General features: G+C 37.0%; 10 protein-coding genes, 1 tRNA gene and 1 pseudogene. 3 read left to right on the top strand and 9 right to left on the bottom strand.

Annotation, left to right across the window (positions count from 1 at the left end; all coding sequences use genetic code 11):
• Window positions 1-6: 6 nt before the first annotated feature.
• The 5 genes and pseudogenes from AA637_RS14645 to AA637_RS14625 all read right to left on the bottom strand — a co-directional run bounded on the left by AA637_RS14645 (window position 7) and on the right by AA637_RS14625 (window position 9,190).
• Entirely contained in the window at window positions 7-753 is a 747-nt protein-coding gene (locus AA637_RS14645; RefSeq protein WP_446683369.1) for a hypothetical protein, read from the bottom strand.
• Window positions 754-761: 8 nt separating this feature from the next.
• Window positions 762-2,270 carry a hypothetical protein gene (locus tag AA637_RS14640; protein WP_446683368.1) on the bottom strand — a complete coding sequence of 503 codons (1,509 nt, stop codon included), beginning with the start codon at window positions 2,268-2,270 and terminating at the stop codon, window positions 762-764.
• Window positions 2,271-2,496: 226 nt separating this feature from the next.
• Window positions 2,497-5,640 carry a tubulin-like doman-containing protein gene (locus AA637_RS14635; protein WP_446683367.1) on the bottom strand — a complete coding sequence of 1,048 codons (3,144 nt, stop codon included), beginning with the start codon at window positions 5,638-5,640 and terminating at the stop codon, window positions 2,497-2,499.
• 101 nt (window positions 5,641-5,741) lie between these two features.
• The gene (locus AA637_RS14630) at window positions 5,742-6,866 is read right to left on the bottom strand and encodes a VWA domain-containing protein (protein ID WP_446683366.1); all 1,125 of its coding nucleotides are present in this window, start codon (window positions 6,864-6,866) and stop codon (window positions 5,742-5,744) included.
• 127 nt (window positions 6,867-6,993) lie between these two features.
• Window positions 6,994-9,190 (bottom strand): annotated as a pseudogene (locus tag AA637_RS14625) (amino acid permease).
• 228 nt (window positions 9,191-9,418) lie between these two features.
• Here AA637_RS14625 and AA637_RS14620 point away from each other — a divergent pair.
• Window positions 9,419-10,639, top strand: a complete 1,221-nt coding sequence (locus AA637_RS14620; RefSeq protein ID WP_446683365.1) for an NAD(P)/FAD-dependent oxidoreductase — start codon at window positions 9,419-9,421, stop codon at window positions 10,637-10,639.
• Between the two features lie 101 nt (window positions 10,640-10,740).
• Here AA637_RS14620 and AA637_RS14615 read toward each other — a convergent pair whose 3' ends face one another.
• On the bottom strand, window positions 10,741-10,977 hold the full coding sequence (locus tag AA637_RS14615; protein ID WP_069791904.1) for a NifU family protein: 237 nt from the start codon (window positions 10,975-10,977) through the stop codon (window positions 10,741-10,743).
• Window positions 10,978-11,069: 92 nt separating this feature from the next.
• A tRNA-Ser gene (locus AA637_RS14610) sits at window positions 11,070-11,156 on the bottom strand.
• A 167-nt stretch (window positions 11,157-11,323) separates the two neighbouring features.
• Between AA637_RS14610 and AA637_RS14605 the strand changes: the two genes are divergently transcribed.
• Window positions 11,324-12,598, top strand: a complete 1,275-nt coding sequence (locus AA637_RS14605) for a serpin family protein (RefSeq protein ID WP_446683364.1) — start codon at window positions 11,324-11,326, stop codon at window positions 12,596-12,598.
• A gap of 37 nt (window positions 12,599-12,635) precedes the next feature.
• Here the strand turns inward: AA637_RS14605 and wecB are convergent, their stop codons facing one another.
• Both wecB and secA read right to left on the bottom strand, forming a co-directional pair.
• On the bottom strand, window positions 12,636-13,745 hold the full coding sequence (gene wecB, locus AA637_RS14600; RefSeq protein WP_446683363.1) for a non-hydrolyzing UDP-N-acetylglucosamine 2-epimerase: 1,110 nt from the start codon (window positions 13,743-13,745) through the stop codon (window positions 12,636-12,638).
• 118 nt (window positions 13,746-13,863) lie between these two features.
• A complete protein-coding gene (secA, locus tag AA637_RS14595; protein WP_446683362.1) occupies window positions 13,864-16,683 on the bottom strand; it encodes a preprotein translocase subunit SecA in 2,820 nt (939 codons plus the stop codon).
• 206 nt (window positions 16,684-16,889) lie between these two features.
• Between secA and sixA the strand changes: the two genes are divergently transcribed.
• Window positions 16,890-17,396, top strand: coding sequence for a phosphohistidine phosphatase SixA (gene sixA, locus AA637_RS14590; protein WP_446683361.1), 507 nt, complete (start codon window positions 16,890-16,892; stop codon window positions 17,394-17,396).
• Window positions 17,397-17,506 lie beyond the last annotated feature (110 nt).

Genomic DNA, 17,506 nt, shown 5'->3' with positions numbered 1-17,506 from the left:
AACTTTTTAATTACTTCTACCAGGAGGAATAAAACGAATTTCCATGCGTCTGCGTGTATCATCTTGACTACGATTTACAGGGGCAAAACTACCAGATGGCAAATATAATTGAGCTCCCGAATAGGCTCGAAACTGGACATTTTTAAACTCCCCTTGTCGTTGCAACTCCTGCACCACAGCTAAAGCTCTCATTAACGCCAAATCAGCATTAGAAGCAGGTACCAACTTTTGAACACTCATCTCATTTTGAGCTACCCTTTCCAGATTCTGGTCTAAATTTCCCGTCGCCCTAGCCCCTAATACCTGCCCATCAGTGTGACCAATTACTTGAATAAAATCTATGTCTTTGGTGTTGATAATTTGATTAATTTGTGGGGTAACAATATTGGTAATATAACTCCTCAATTCAGAGGTTAATTCCGCACTACCCGATGGAAATTGAAAATTACCTGACTGCTCATCAATAATAATAGGAGAAGCATTATAAAGATTTTGATTTTCTGTTTTTAAATCTTCGTTTATACTGGCTAATTGTTGATTTTCGTTAGTTACTCTGTCTAATTCTTCTAGCAATTGTGACATATTCTCTGTTTTTTGTTGCAGTTCTAAATTATCTTTATTTCCCTGCCATATTTGCAAACTAGATAGAATAAGAAAAAAACTCAGTATCATAAAAGCATTTGACATTAAATCTGTAAACGCATTGGTAATATTTAATTCGTCGGCATCATCATGGTATTTTCTTCTGGGCATAATTTCTATTAGGGTTTTAGTTTAACTTTTGGGGCGACTAATCGAAAAGAAATATTTTTTTCCTCCATAGTATTCAATATTTTACACTCTTCTCTTATCTCTCTTAAGAGATTCATAAATACGGCTAACTTGGCATTAATTTGTTGAACATTTTCCCCCTCATCAAAGTTAACTTGTTTACTACCTATCATTTCTGTATTTGTTGCTTGATAGTTAGCTAAAAATTCTTGATTTTTTAACTGCCAAGAATCAAGGTAAGATTCTAAGGTAATAATTTCTTGATGAATTTTCTCATCCAGTTGTAAAAACTTGGTTAAATTATCATTTAAACTATTTACTCCTGCTAAAGATTGGGGAAGTTTTTCCACATTAGCATTAATCAGAGTTATTTTCTGTTCTAATAACTGATTTAATTCTTTAAATTGTTCTCTACTATATTCTATACTTTCACTTATTTCCCTTAACATTATACTTAAATTTTGATCTTTGATTCCCTCGGTTAAGTTGCCAAAAACTTTCAGAGTTTTTTCTAGTTGTTCAACAAATAAAGCTAAATCTTGATATATATTTCCAGCTAGATTTTGAGCCTGTTTATTTTGTAATACAAATTCTTGAATATTACTCGCTATACTTATGGTTGATTGACCAAATTTCTCTTGTACATTAAGTAAATTATTAGTTAAATCTCCCAAATTATCAGCAAATTTACTATTTTCAATTTTAATAGCACTATCTTTAATTTTAGTAGCACTCAATTCTAAAGAATCAATACCATCGGTAAATTTTTGAAATAAATTACTCATTTTATCTGTGGATTGTTTAAAGACATTTGCTCCAGTATTAAGGGCGCTCGATGAACTTAGTAAGTTTTGATAAACATCTACGCTTAATTCATGACTTCTTTGATTTTGCTCAATCATTTGATCTGTTGCCTGTTTAAATGTTCTTTCTAAAACTTGTCCTACATTTTCATGAAATCTAAGCAAAAAATCTTGTTGTTGTTTAACCATTCTATTAACAGCTTTATCTAGTCTAGTTTCTCCTTTTTGAGTCAATTGGTAATGGTTATCAAGATAATTTTCTAAGTTATTTATTAACGCTCTTTTTTCCAGATTTACATTCCAAAATATATTAATTACTATTAACAAAGAACTGCATGATAGAGCAGATAAACTACTAATAAAAGCAATGCTCATACTTTCTAACGGTACTTGTAATTGATCAAGAAGATTGCTTATATCTTGACCCGAATTGCCACCAATAACATCATAAATACTACCTAAATTAAGGGTAATACCAATAAAAGTACCTAGTAAACCAAAACCCAAGAGTAAATTAGGTAAAACTTTTGTTATGTATTCTGCTTGATCACAACGTACTTTTTTTCCAAAATAATTAAAAGTTTGTTCATAAAATAAACCATCAATTAGAGCTATTGTATTGACGTTTTCAAGTTTATTATTTAGTTGCTCAAACTTTTCCCTTAATTCTTTATTAAAAGTAGTTTCTTTTTCCATTCTGACTATTGTATATAAGTCATCAGTATTTTTTTTAAGTCTAACTAAATGATTATATAATTGAATGCGTAGAAATAGTGTTAGTATTGCTGGAAAAACAATTAACATTGCTATAAAAAGCCATAGATATGTTGGTAAAGTTTGTAACATTTATTTTTGATTTAATTAAAGAGTGTAATAATTAATCTCATCATCTAATTTATAAATAACATTTAACATTTAATGATTAGGTAATTTCAGCGTCAATCACTTCATCATCGTCATTAGTTGATGCTGTGTTGGATTGATAATTGATCTGTTCAAAGAATGCTTTAAATTCTTGATAAATTTTGGCCAAAATTCCGTTAGAAGTAGGAGAAGAGTCATCTCCCATTAGTAAATCTTTTTGATTAAAGTTATCATTATAGTCTGTTAATTTATTAACTATTGCTACAAAATCTTTAAAATTATTTTCATAAATTTGCCACACAGAAGGATCATTTGTCATGTCTTCTATTAAGTATTGTTTTTTCTGTTTTAGACTTTGATATAAGGAAGGATTATTCCAAATTTCTTCTAAGGCTTCAGCCCAGATAGGGCTTAATGATATGTCTTGATGATGGTTAAAAATATCATCATATTTTTGGATCACAATGGCTGTTTCGTCTCGGTTTTCTGTAAACATACCATTATATTTCTGAACAGAAACAGTTTTAGTAATTAAACCAAATGCTAAACAAGTATAAAAGACATTTTGGAGCTGCCTCATTTCTTTTTCTGGGGGGGGAATTATATCTAAGAAGTTTTTAGTATAATCATTGTGTAAGTAAAAAGATTTTTTTTGAGTTTCATATTGTGTTCTTAAATCTTCGATACCGTTAATAATTCTGAGGGGAAATCCTCCTATTTCTTGAAGGAAAATAATTTCATTTTTTGATTGAATTGATAATAGTTTATCGGAACTTACTCCTATTTTGTCTAATAGTATATTCTTGAAATTTTGGTTTTCTATTTCGTCTGTTTGTCTAAAAGCTATGGTTTCTTGAACTAGAGGTGCTGTGGGAAAACCGACTAGGTAAGGATCACTAATATTAAGAGGCAGTAACCATTCTGCTTCTTGGCGTATTTGTTGAAGTCGGGTTTCTGCATTGGTGAAGGGATATTTGTCCATAAATCTACTGACTACGGACTTGGTTAAATCAATGGTTTTAGAGCTAAATGTGACTTCTACGGTGGAGGTTATAGCTTGATTTAATTCTTCTTTATTGATGATTCTTTCGCTAGTAAAGAAGTGGGATATGGATTGAGAAATAATAGTATTTTGGGTAATAAATTTAGTGGTTTCTATCAGAAGGTTATATTTTTCTAATTCGGGTAATAAAAATTGATAGTAGTAATGATTATCTTCGATACTAAAAATGGCTTCTCCGTTAATTTCTTGAGAGTTAATTTGACTTAATTGTTGTTCTTTTCTCACATATAAACTGTTCAAATCATCTAATAGATTATAAAAACTATTTATCTTTGCTCTTAAGTCTTGTACTTGTCTGAGAAGATTGGTGACAATATTTATGCTTTCGTCAAGTAATGCAAGATCACAGTTACGAACAATTAGATTATAGAGACGGAGAATATCTTGGCGAGATTCATCTTTAAACTTCTCCATTTTTGCTTTATTTGAAAGAAATCCTAGTCCTAAACATCCTGTTTTTTCTGTTTCAATAGATTTTAAATTTTCTATGGTATTTTTGGTTTCTTTTTCCATTATTTCTAAGGTAACAATGGATGGAGAGTTTTGTTTTTCTTCTTGTAATTCTCTGAGGCACTCATTCAGTTTTGTTACCATGGCTTCTAGCCAAGAACGGGCATTTTCGATGGAAAAGTTAGTATTAAAGGGGTCTAATAATTCTTCTAAATGGGAGTTAATGTCTGATTTAAATTGCCGAGAGAGTACAACACTATTTTCTTTGATGATGGTTAACCATTTCCCTCTAATATTTTCAGCTTCTCCCGTTTGAATGTCTTTAAATTGTCCTTTTACTTCTTGCCATAGTTTGCTGGTAAATTGTTGTCTTTCCTCTTGAGTGCGATATGATTCGACATCATTCATGAGGCTATTTTGCCATCTTTTAACTTTTTGTTTGAAGGTTTGTCTATTTTCGAGACTAATTTCTTCTAATTTGGTAGAGAAAATTTGATAGTCGTCTTCGTTTCTAGTTCTCCATTTTAGTAAAAATGTTTTGAGTAAATCTTCGGCATAAATTACTCTTTCTTCCCCTCGTAGCCAAAAAGAAATTACATTTTGTCTTAATTTATTTAAACAATTAGCAATGATTAAGTCACGGGGAAAATATATTTTAGCTAGACCAAAGGTAATATATCTTTGTACATTGGGGCGAGAATGACGATCGCACAGTTGCATGGGAATTTGATTATTATTTCTAATGCCCTTAAATCGGTTACTGATGGCATTTTCTTCGGCAAACTCAGCAAAAATACGATGGGCAATAAGATATGATAAATTTTCTTTGCTAGATATTTTGTGACTATTAAAAGTTCGATTGCCCACAAGATAGCAAAAATCAAAAGGTGAACGGGATTCATTGACAGAAAAAAGACCTTGAACATCGTAATCACATTGAAACCTATTTTTTTCGGAACTGTAGTAATCCAATTCCTTTAGGGCCGCATAGGTGTTGGCTTGACAGATGTTGTTATTGCCATATAGTTCGGGGGCGATGACAAAATAACCAATAAAATCTGTTCCCGCTTGGTTATGATACATTCTTCTCAGGGTATAAGCCATATCAATGAATGTACCGCTTCCTGTACCACCACACAGAGAACCCACAACAATAATATTTAACCCCTGTTCTACGGCAATATTTTTTTTCATCAAAGTTTCTGAATGTCCGTTGGTGCGGTTATCAGCATTTTCGATCTTTTGTCGAATATCATTATGGTTGTGGAAAAATCCTAGTCTGCCAACAGGGCGAATGGCACTGGCTCCACTTTCAATGGGTTGTAAACTCTTTAGTAATTTAGGGTCAAACCATTCACCAATATGATCGTAGGGGGATGATTCTTGATTATTTCTACTTCTGTCTAGGCTTTGAGTTAAATCATTGATGTGTTGCCGATTCATAGAAGCGGTAATTACTTCCGAGGGTTTAAATAAAAGGTTTTCCCCTCTATGGCTGTCACCACTTTTTAATCCTGTGGTTTTGTGTTCGTCTTTGTTGGTGTCAATGTGAAGAAAGCTAACAATGGGTAAATGTTCTAGTTTTTCGTGGCGATCGACGATTAAGCGTCTAATTTGCATTAAAATTTCTTTTCCTGTACCACCTAAGCCAATACAAATGGTACGTTTAATTTTTTGAATTTCTGGCATAACAACAAAAAAGATATAGCGAATAATTAATAATTCAGTAACAATAAAACTAGCAATTTCGGTAAAACTCTAATTTTTTTAATGATTAAACTAATTTGATTCTAATTACTTATTTTGATATTAATACTTAAATCTTGTCTTTCATCAGGAAGATTTAAAGATATTGACCGATTTTGTTTGATGGGTACCACTATTTTTTCAGTGATTTCTTTATGGCGGTATTCAAGAGGAAGGCTATGAGGTTGGGATTGGATAATTAATTTTGTTCCTTTTCTTTTCAAATATCCTCTAACTTCTCCCCCCGCACATTGTATATCTTCACCAATGGATCGAGTTTGGTTATTTTTAAGATAAATAACTTGGCTATTGTATTCGTCATTATCCAATGTAATTTCTAATCTCCAAACTTTTTTTAAGTCTAAATAAGTTTTAACGCCGTAAAGCCCAGCGCCCATAAACCCCACAAGAAAAAGTAAAAGAATACTAAAAGGTAGCCATAACTGATTAAAAAGATAAGGATTTACTAAACAGGTTTGTTTTCCACCTGGGGCGGGGGTACAAAATTCTTGTGCGACAGGCTGAATATCCACCACGGTTAATTGATAATTCCCTATATTACGACTGTTACTGCTAAGGGGAAGATTATCTAACCAACTTTGACGGTTGATGCTTTCAGGGGTGGTGGCATCACGATAAGGGCTGTTAAAAGGGGTTTCTACCCACACATCAGAGGTAATACCGGGGGAAGTTTTTAATGGTGCGTCGGTTAACCATACTACTGATTGATGTTTGATGGCTTCTTTTTCACATAGTCGATTTTGATTGATTTGAGCGAGGCTTGGATAAATAAAATGTTCAGCTTTTTGTATGTCGGTATTGCTTTCATTTAAGTCAGCTTGAAGGGGAATTCTGTTCAAAATCTCTTCGATGCTTTCTTGACGATTACGAACCTGAATGGCTGCCGACGGGGTGAAAGGGTTACTATCATCGTTGGAATTAACCTCTGAGGAAAAAGGCACGATATAAACGGTGTCTCCCGCATTTAGGCTATCATCAATAATCTGTCTCAGGCGCAGTCTTCCCTCATCATCAAGGCTAACGCTTTCGGTTAAGTCAATGGCAAAAACTACATCTCTACCCCGAAACCATGACACTAATTCTAAACCTCTGATTTGCCAATCTGTGAGTGTTTCGCCAATGGTCACTTGAGAGCAATTATCTATCATTTATTTTTCGGTAACAATCAATTTATTTTTAACATACCTCGATATTCAAAAGTCTAATCAGTTGTCAGCATTAATTAATTTAAAATTTCTAGTTTAGATGGAGAATCAAAAATTAAGGTGAGCTTAATCATCCTTCTTTTTGTAAAACCTCCTCAAAGGGAAAATCATTAGCCGCCATGACAAAGGCAATGGTAGGTAGATTTTCCGTTCTTTTCAACCAACTATGATAATATTGAGCAAAATTTTCAGCGGGAGAGGCTAATCCTAAAAATATTAAATCAGCACCTTGAGAGTTTTCTTTTAAAATAGTCTCAAAGGAGCTTTCATCACTAACAATAATTTCGGGGATTAATTCTATATTTAGTTTTTCAATAAGTGCTTTAATGTTATTTTTGGTTGATTTTAAGGCATTAGGATTACGGACGACTAATTTGAGGTAAATGTTTGCCCGTGACCAATCCCAGTCATTTTTGAGTAGGTAGGCAAGTAAAATCATCAGACTACCATTAGCTTGAATTCCTCCCCACCACACATCAATGCGACGATATTGTTTCAATTGCTGTTGGGGGTTTTGTTTCAAGATAAGAATATTTCTTTTTAGCTCATGGATTTGAGTTACCATCTGACTATATTGTTGATGGGTTTCCCAATCTTCTTTTAACCAAGCGGTGCTACTGCCAAGGATGATTGTATTAGGAATTAAAGCACCGATACCGTAGCTTTCTACTAATTGAGGAATTACCCCAAAGGTGTCATCAGAGCGAATAATTTTGACTAATCCTTGTACTTGATTTTTGGTTAAATACTCTTTGACTGTATTTTCCAAGTTTTGCTTACTTTGATAGTCTCTCCTTTGGGGAATCACACTGGCAACGGTTAAGAAGCCTTTATGGTTAAAACTATCGGCTAGTTTGACTAATGACCAATTTTTTTGGGGGGAATGGAAGAAGGTAAGGATATGGGGGCGCCAATTTTTGGGATCGGCAATTTCTTCTTCTACTTGATAAATCCCTGTGCGTACAAGTGCCATCCACATTCCCCTACGGCTGTCTCCCCATGTTACTTCTAATTCTTGTCGTTGCAGATATAGGTAAATGCCTAAAACGATGATGGCGGCGAAAATAGTGGCGATCGCATTTATGAGAAACATCACCCCTAAACAACCCAAAGCACCCATCACCGACAAACTCCAATGGATTTTGAAGGTGGGGCGAAAGGAGGGGGAATCAAGAAAACTTTCAATACCTGCGGAGGCATTCAAGACTAAATAGGTGGTAAGAAAAAACATGGTGAGGATAGGGGCAATCAAGTTTAAATCACCCAAGCATACCGCCGCTACGGCAATGCCTAAAGTTACCGCTGTACCTAATCTTGGTTCATCATTTTTTCCTGCCCCTTGCCCCAAAAAACTGAGGGATTTAGGAAAAATATTATCTCTGACGAGAGCTTGTAACACCCTCGGTGCGCCCAAAATGCTACCAATGGCACTACTGAGTGTCGTTCCCCATACTCCAAGGGCGATCGCCCCTCCCCAAAAAGACATCCTTGCCATGATAAAGGGTTCATCAATTAAAGTTTGAGCATTAGCCCTCAAGCCTAGGAAAATGGGAATAATCATATAAATAAGAAAACCAGTACCCACAGCGGCTAAAGTGCCAATGGGTAAGGCTTTGGTAGGATCTTTATAAATCCCCTGACATATTAACCCCCGCCATGATGCCCGTCACGGCAGGAAAAAACACCGCAAATACTTGCCAAAAAGATTGATCTGTGCTTCTCCACCATTCCAGTTGAGTTTCTTCTACGGGTTGCCCAAAAAAGAAGGATAGCAAGGAAAGGGCGATCGCCACCATAATAAAATATTGAGCCTTGATAGCAATTTCAGCACTGGTGAGGGCTAAGATACCCACGCCAATGGTGATAGCCAAAGCGATATACAGTTGATAATCTGACCAAGCAGGAAAAATTTGCACCACACTTTCAGCAAAACCAAGGGTATAGAGGGCGACAGATAACGCCTGAGCCAGATATAAAGGAATACCTACCGCCCCCCCTGTTTCAATGCCCAAAGAGCGACTAATCATATAGTATGCACCCCCTGCCCTCACTACTCGGTCAGTGGCGATCGCACATACCGAAAAAGCCGTTAAAAAGGTAATCAGACTTGAAAGGATGACAATTAAAAACGTACCCAACAAGCCCACATTGCCCACCACCCAACCAAAGCGGAGATACATAATTACCCCCAAAATGGTCAAGATAGAAGGGGTATAAACACCACCAAAGGCACTTAAACCAGAGTTTTTTTGCTCGTTAACATTCATAAAAAATTTTTATAGTGACTAATCCAGTGTTTTCCTATCCTAGTCTATTGTCTTTGAGCATTTTTTTGACAATAAAAACCATTAATCATTCATGGTTTTATCCATGTTTTGATCATTAAATCTCAAAGAAATATGAAGAAATAACCACCTATTTGGGGGGATCTTTTACACTAAAAGAAAGTAAATATGATTAACTAGCCTGTTGCTTCGGCAACTTTTTTATTTTTTATGAGTAACAAGTCTTTTCAAATATTAATCATTGGCGGAGGTGCCGCAGGAATTACCGTTGCATCTCAACTGATGAGGAAAAATAATAGTCTTAATATTGCTGTCCTTGAACCATCGGAAAATCATTACTATCAACCCGCATGGACATTGGTAGGCGGTGGAGAATATGAATTTGAAGACACCGTCAAACATGAGGATAAGTTAATTCCCCGTGGAGTAACTTGGATAAAAGATTTTGCTGAAAATGTTGACCCTGAAAACAATCAAGTAACCACCAAAACTGGTCAGGTTTTTAGCTATGATTATTTGGTAGTATGCCCAGGAGTGCAAATAAAATGGGATAGTATTGCTCGTTTTAGGGATACTGTGGGCAAAAATGATGTCACCTCCAACTATGTCAAAGAAGTAGTTAATTACACTTGGGAAACCATTAATAATTTTAAAGGTGGTACGGCGATTTTTACCTTTCCTGCCGGAGCAATTAAATGTCCGGGGGCACCTCAAAAAATTATGTACATGGCAGAAGAAACCTTTGCCAAAAATGGGGTTAGGAATAAAACAAAAATTATTTATGCCAATGCCACAGGAAAAATGTTTGGTATCCCCGCCTACTGTAAACCCTTAGAAGAAATTGTCGAACGCAAGAATATTGATGTTAAATATGGTCATAATCTCATCGAATTAAAACCCGATACCAAAGAGGCTGTTTTTGCTGTTAATGGGGGCGAAAATGTCACTATTAAATATGATATGATCCATGTATCTCCTGCTATGAAAGCTCCTGATTTTATAGCTTCCAGTGCGATCGCCAATGACGGTGGATGGGTCGATGTAGATCAATACACCTGTCAACACCATAAATATCCCAACATATTTGCCCTCGGAGACGCTTCCTCCATTCCCACCTCCAAAACCGCCGCCGCCATTCGTAAAGAAGCCCCTGTCGTGGTCAATAACCTTCTATCATTAATGGCAAAACAAAATCCCGCTGATAAATATGCAGGTTATGCCTGTTGCCCCCTCATTACTGGGTACGGTAAAACCATCATGGCAGAATTTGACTACACCAAAGAGCCTACCCCTAGTTTTCCCCTCGATCCTACCAAAGAAAGAGCTAGTATGTGGATGGTCAAAAAATATGCCTTACCTTGGATTTATTGGAATAGAATGTTAAAAGGTAAACCTTTTGAAGCCGATAGTTGGCGTTTCTTGCTCAAATAGCAAGTTAAGACACCCATTGGCTTTTAACCACAACTCCTAAAAATTAATTTGCCATCAAAAAAAATACCCTCGCCTTTTTGGGGATGAGGGTATTAGAAATGCTATATAACCTGTTCTACTTCTGCAATTTCGGGGATATATTCCCTTAAACGACGCTCGATGCCCATTCTTAAAGTCATAGCAGAACTAGGACAAGAGCCACAAGCCCCTTGTAATCTTAGTTTTACCGTAGGACCATCAATTTCGACTAATTCGACATTACCACCATCCGCCATTAAATAAGGGCGTAAATCATCCAAAACCTGTTCTACATTGTCATTGGTCAAAGCTAAAGCCATAAATATCTCCTTTAATAAAATTCGATCCAATATATACTCATCATAACTAATTTACTCGCACCCGACTAAAACTAAAATGTCGGACTGATAAACGGAGAGGGGGGGATTCGAACCCCCGAAGGGTATTACCCCTTAACAATTTTCGAGACTGCCGCATTCAACCGCTCTGCCACCTCTCCATATCCAACCAATAATTATAACAAAAAGTTAAATTGTTGGGAACTAAATTTATACTTAATGAGTCTTAGTAATAGTGAATATTGTACGATTTTATGGTTTTATCAAAACTATTTTGATGTTAGGGTATTAACTATTATTATGAATAATAATTAACAAAAAAAAGACTATGCTAAACAATAATCAAGGCAAAATATTACTAGCAACTTTTTTACTATTAACCGCTAGTTTTGTGGCAATTAATCCTAATTTAGATAAAATTTTTACCACTAATAACGCTGTCTATGCAGAAAGAGATGATTCCAGTATAACCGAATCTGAAACTAAGCAGTTAGATGAAAAAATTGTCAATGCTAATCGTAATTTTGCTTTCAAGTTGTTTTCTGCCATTCGAGAAGAAGATGAGACAGAAAATGTTTTTATTTCTGCTCCCAGTATTTCCATTGCTTTAAATTTGTTAAATAATGGTGCAGATGGTGATACTAGGGAAGAAATTAAACAGGTTTTAGAGTTGCAAGAAATTAGCCTCCCTGAAATTAATCAGCAATATAAAATTTTACAAACACTATTGCAAAATCAAAAAGAAAGCACCCTTTCTATTAATAATTCTCTTTGGATTCGAGAGGGTTTTCCTGTTAAGCCAGACTTTTTGAGCCAAAATAGGGAATATTATGAGAGTGAAGTTTCAGCCCTAGATTTTGATAGCCCTGATGCGGTAGATACTATCAACAATTGGGTTAGTGACGCTACGGAAGAGAAGATTACCAGTATTATTGAATCTATCTCCCCTGAAGATGTTTTATTTCTTATTAATGCCATTTATTTTAACGGAGAATGGCAACAAGCATTTGATCCTGAATTAACCCAAGAGATGGATTTTACCCAATCTAATGGGGAGGTTATTCAGCATCCTCTCATGAGTCGAGAGGGGAATTTTGCTTATGTAGAAAATGATGATTTACAAATTATTCGTTTACCTTATGGTGAATCGGAGGATTTGGCGATGTATGTGGTTTTACCCCAAGAAGAATCTAGTTTAAATGCTGTGATGGGAGAATTAAATGCGGATACATGGCAGGAGTGGACTGCTAGTTTAAACCGTCGGGAAGGGACTATTCGTTTGCCAAGATTTACCGTGGAATATGATATTTCATTGAATGATGTACTTCAAAAGTTAGGTCTTTCTAAGGCTTTTACTAATGAGGCTGATTTTACCAATTTAACTGATGAACCTGTCTCCATTGATCAGGTAAAACATAAGACTTTTATTGATGTAAATGAGGAGGGTACGGAGGCAGCAGCAGTTACTTCTATTGGTGTTCGAGTTACTTCTCTTCCCGTAGATCCTCCTTTTGAAATGTCAGTAAATCGTCCTTTCTTTTATGCAATTCAGGATGAAACAACTGACACTATTTTGTTTATGGGAACGGTTAATAGTTTGTAGTTTTTGTTATTAATTAATAGGAGCAAATAGCTCCTTTTTAACTTAAATAATTTCTGGTAATTTTTAAGATGCGATCGCCCGCTTTACCATCCCCAAAAGGATTAATTGCCCCCGCCATTTCTTCATAACTGTTTTTATTAGTTAATAATGCTTGGGCTGATTTAAAAATTGTATCTGAATTTGTGCCGATCAGTTTAGCTGTTCCTGCGGTGACAGCTTCTGGTCTTTCCGTCGTTTCCCGTAAAACTAAGACAGGTTTTCCTAAACTGGGAGCTTCTTCTTGTAAACCGCCAGAATCAGTTAAAAGGAAAAAACAACGCTTAATTGCTCCTACTAATTCTTGATAGTCCAAGGGTTCGGTTAAAAATACCCTTTCATGGTTATCAAAAGCCTCTTTGAGAGGATTTCTCACAGTTGGATTGCGGTGCAAGGGAAGGAGTATGGCAACATCAGGAAATTGATCTAAAATTAACTGCATTCCCTTAATAATGTCCTGCAAAGGTTCGCCCCAATTTTCTCGGCGATGGACTGTAGTTAACAAAACCCGATATTTATCCCAATTTAACCCCTCCACATCACAGGGAGGATTTTTGTCAGCCACGGATAACAAAGCATCAATAACCGTGTTACCTGTATGGTGAATTTCCCCTGTTACCCCTGAATTTTCAAGATTTTCCACTGCTAGGGTAGTGGGGGCAAAATGGAGTTGAGTAATTTGGGAAATTAGACGACGGTTGGCTTCTTCAGGGAAGGGATTATAAATATTATTGGTGCGTAATCCGGCCTCCACATGACCTACGGGTATTTGTTGATAAAATGAAGCGAGGGCAGCTGCAAAAGCGGTGGTAGTGTCCCCTTGGGCGATGACTAATTGAGGTTGTATTTTTTTAAAGATCTTTTCTAACCCCTGCAAACTGCGATAGGTGATGTCGCTGAGGGTTTGATTGGGTTGCATTATATCCAAGTCTTCATCGGCACTCAAGCCAAAAATGTCCATTACCTGAGCAACCATTTCCCGATGTTGCCCTGTTAAAATTACTTTGGTGTCAAAGTCAGAGGCTTGTTGAAAGGTTTGAATAACGGGAGCTAGTTTGATGGCTTCTGGCCTTGTACCGAGGGTAATGCAGATCGTTTTTTGGGCGGACATTTTAAATCGTCTTTTTATCTTTTAAATAGAATAATACGATAAGGACATAATATATAAAGTCCTTACCATAAGTAATACAAAACAAGGGGTTTAACCCCCTTGCTAGGGGAAACTGAGATTATACAGCTTGGGGTTGGGCTTGGGGTTGGAATTGGAAAAGAGAATAAACGACGTTACGACGAATATCAATCATCATTTCCAAGAACATTTCGTAACCCTCTTGTTTGTATTCAATGAGGGGATCTTTTTGTCCATAACCCCTTAAACCAACGGCTTCGCGTAATCCGTCCATGTTTTGTAAATGTTCACGCCAGAGGGTGTCGATTTGTTGGAGGATAAAGAAGCGCTCGGCTTGACGCATGAGGCCTGGTTGGAGTTGTTCGATTTGATGTTCTTTTAAGTCATAGGCTTTGTGGACTTCTTCCCTTAAAAAGGTTTTCATTTCGTTGGCAGTCATGTCTTCTAAGTCTTTGACGGTGACATCTTGGAGCAGATAAATAAATTCTTTGGCTTTATCCACGAGCGCCTCCAGGTTCCATTCATCGGGGGGTAACTCTGGATTAACGTAGGCATCTACGATTTCATCCATGGTTTTTTCGGCATACTGGATGACCTGATCTTTCAAATCTTCTCCTTGCAATACTCGACGACGTTCAGCATAAATGGCTCGTCTCTGGTTGTTCATGACTTCGTCATATTCAAAGACGCTTTTACGGGCATCGTAGTAGAAGGTTTCTACTTTTTTCTGAGCGCCTTCGAGGGAGCGGGTTAACATTCCAGACTCGATGGGCATATCTTCTTCTACCCTAAAGGCGTTCATGAGTCCAGCCACGCGATCGCCCCCAAAAATCCGCAATAGATTATCTTCTAGGCTCAAAAAGAAGCGAGTAGAACCAGGATCCCCTTGTCTTCCGGCTCTACCTCTCAATTGGTTGTCGATACGGCGAGATTCGTGTCTTTCTGTACCAATTACGTGTAAACCCCCTGCTTCAATTACCAAATCATGTTCTTTGGAAGTGAGGGCTTCATATTCCCCATGGATGCGTTTGTAGGCTTCCCGAAGTTTGATCAAGACGGGATCTTCGATGGGGGCTTTTTCCGCTGCGATCGCAATTTTTTCATCGGCATCTAACTCTGATAAACTTTGGAAACCGTAATTATCAACGGCTAACTTCACCGCTTCTTTTAAATGAGCTTCCGTTTCAGGGGATAATTCACAGGGAAAAATATCGGAAGTGGCTTTCCACGTTTTGGGTTTTTTACCACTGCCATTACTATTAAACCCTTGTCCTTTAGCTTTTTTGCCCGTATCAATACCAGCAACACTAAATTTTAATTGATCATCCTCTGGACGCACCACCTGGGGCATAAAATATTCCCGAATTTTCAGCCTTGCCATATAGTCAGAGTTACCGCCAAGGATGATGTCCGTACCACGGCCTGCCATGTTGGTGGCAATGGTTACAGCGCCTTTTCTCCCTGCCTGAGCCACAATTTCCGACTCCCTTTCCACGTTTTCAGGACGGGCATTGAGGAGGTTATGGGGAATCTTTTTCTCTGCCAACAGGGCCGATAATAATTCAGATTTTTCTACGCTGGTAGTACCAACCAATACAGGGCGCCCCGTTTCGTGCATTTCGGCGCATTCTTCCGCCACCGCTTTCCATTTAGCCTCCTCGGTTTTATATACTACATCGGGTAAATCGTTACGGTCATTTGGTCTATTGGTAGGGGCGATGGTTACTTGTAAGTTGTAAACTTTCTCAAATTCTGTTTCCTCGGTTTTGGCGGTACCCGTCATCCCTGATAACTTTTCGTATAGAAGGAAGAAATTTTGGTAAGTAATACTGGCAAGAGTTTGGGTTTCCCGTTGAATTTCAACCCCTTCCTTGGCTTCCATGGCTTGGTGCAAACCATCGCTCCATCGTCTTCCAGCCAATACCCGCCCCGTAAATTCATCCACGATTACCACCTCATCATTACGAATCATGTAGTTAACATCACGGGTGAATAATTCCTTGGCTTTAATGGCATTGAAAACATAGTGAGCCCAGGGGTTTTCCTGATCATACAAGTCTGTGACCCCTAAAAGCTCTTCCGCCTTAGCAAAACCTTCATCGGTTAATAAAACATTACGGGCTTTTTCATCCACTTCATAATGTCCACCATCACCTTCTTCCTCTTGTTTGGTGAGCATTTGGGCGATTTGAGCCGCCATTTGATATTTTTCTATGGGGCGATCGACTTGTCCCGAAATAATTAGCGGTGTACGGGCTTCATCCACCAAGATAGAGTCAACTTCGTCAATGATACAGTAATGGGGCGATCGTTGTACCACTTCCTCAATGGAAGTCGCCATATTGTCCCGCAAATAATCGAAACCTAACTCACTATTAGTGGCATAGGTAATATCTGCCAAATAGTTCTTACGACGCTCTACCGAAGTCATACCCCCTTGAATCAAACCCACCTCTAAACCCAAAAAGCGATGAATTTGCCCCATCCACTCTGCATCACGACGAGCCAAATAATCGTTTACCGTCACCACATGAACCCCTTTCCCCGTCAAACCGTTAAGATATGCAGGTAGAGTCGCCACAAGGGTTTTACCTTCCCCTGTTTTCATCTCTGCAATTTGCCCCGTATGTAATACAATGCCCCCCAAAAGTTGGACATCATAATGGCGCATACCTAAAACTCTTATTCCAGCTTCCCTTACTAGGGCAAAAGCCTCCACCAAAATTTCGTCTAGCAAATCGTCTCTTTCTTCTTTGGTTTTGGTTTTAGCAAACATCTCCTTAAAAGAAGCTGTTTTTGCCCTCATTTCATCGTCTGATAAATTTTTAAAATCTTCCTCTAATAAGTTAATCTCGGCAATCAGAGGTTGTAACTTCTTTAATTTCCTTGTGTTGGGATCGCCAAATATTTTTTTAAACATACTCTATTTTTATAATTCTTTCCACTCATTTATATATTTCTTAATCATATCATTTTGAGGAAAATAACCTATGTAGGTTAATTACTATATAGACTGTGATAAAAAAGTGCTTGAATAATGATAAAAAATAGGAAAATGAAGGGCTACAATGAGCAAAACAAAATCAATTAAAGTCTCATTGCCTATTGTTACTAGCCCTAATCTTTATGAAAATCTATTTAATTCGTCACGGCATCGCCCAAGAAAGAGTGGGAGGAGAAGATAACCCCCAAAGGGCATTAACTCCCAAAGGAATAGCTAAAACTAATCAGGTGGCTCAAAAATTTAAAGCCATAGAAACCCTGTGTAATCTCATTCTTTTCAGTCCCTATGTTCGGGCAAAACAAAGCGCTCAAATCCTTTTAGATTATAACCTTGCTCCTACCATGGAAGAAAATACCGCTTTGCTTCCTAATGGTGATATTCAATCATGGATTCACTGGTTACAAAACTCGGATTATACTGAAGAAGATAATTTAATTTTGGTCGGTCATCAACCTGATTTGGCTAACTGGGCAGAAATATTAATATGGGGTGGTAATAACGGAAAGATAACCTTAAAAAAAGCAGGAATAATTGGCATTAACATTTTGGATATGGGTAATCCCATTGGTAATAGTGAACTATTTTTACTTACCTCTCCTAAGTGGTTGTTAACACCAATTGACAGTTGACAGATGAGGGTTAACAATGGAATTTAACAAGAGTCCCTGATACTTTAACACCTGTTTAGTATCTCTGATGACTTATGAGAAACTTAAAATCATCTATTTTCATTCAATAT

It is taken from the genome of Cyanobacterium sp. HL-69 (assembly GCA_002813895.1).
GTDB lineage: Bacteria > Cyanobacteriota > Cyanobacteriia > Cyanobacteriales > Cyanobacteriaceae > Cyanobacterium.
This window is presented reverse-complemented; position numbering and strand designations above follow the sequence as displayed.

Coding starts and splice junctions, on each gene's coding strand:
- AA637_RS14630 (WP_446683366.1), bottom strand. CDS start 6,866: ATGATAGATAATTGCTCTCAAGTGACCATTGGCGAAACACTCACAGAT.
- secA (WP_446683362.1), bottom strand. CDS start 16,683: ATGTTTAAAAAAATATTTGGCGATCCCAACACAAGGAAATTAAAGAAG.
- wecB (WP_446683363.1), bottom strand. CDS start 13,745: ATGTCCGCCCAAAAAACGATCTGCATTACCCTCGGTACAAGGCCAGAA.
- AA637_RS14635 (WP_446683367.1), bottom strand. CDS start 5,640: ATGCCAGAAATTCAAAAAATTAAACGTACCATTTGTATTGGCTTAGGT.
- AA637_RS14615 (WP_069791904.1), bottom strand. CDS start 10,977: ATGGCTTTAGCTTTGACCAATGACAATGTAGAACAGGTTTTGGATGAT.
- AA637_RS14640 (WP_446683368.1), bottom strand. CDS start 2,270: ATGGAAAAAGAAACTACTTTTAATAAAGAATTAAGGGAAAAGTTTGAG.
- AA637_RS14605 (WP_446683364.1), top strand. CDS start 11,324: ATGCTAAACAATAATCAAGGCAAAATATTACTAGCAACTTTTTTACTA.
- AA637_RS14620 (WP_446683365.1), top strand. CDS start 9,419: ATGAGTAACAAGTCTTTTCAAATATTAATCATTGGCGGAGGTGCCGCA.
- AA637_RS14645 (WP_446683369.1), bottom strand. CDS start 753: ATGCCCAGAAGAAAATACCATGATGATGCCGACGAATTAAATATTACC.
- sixA (WP_446683361.1), top strand. CDS start 16,890: ATGAAAATCTATTTAATTCGTCACGGCATCGCCCAAGAAAGAGTGGGA.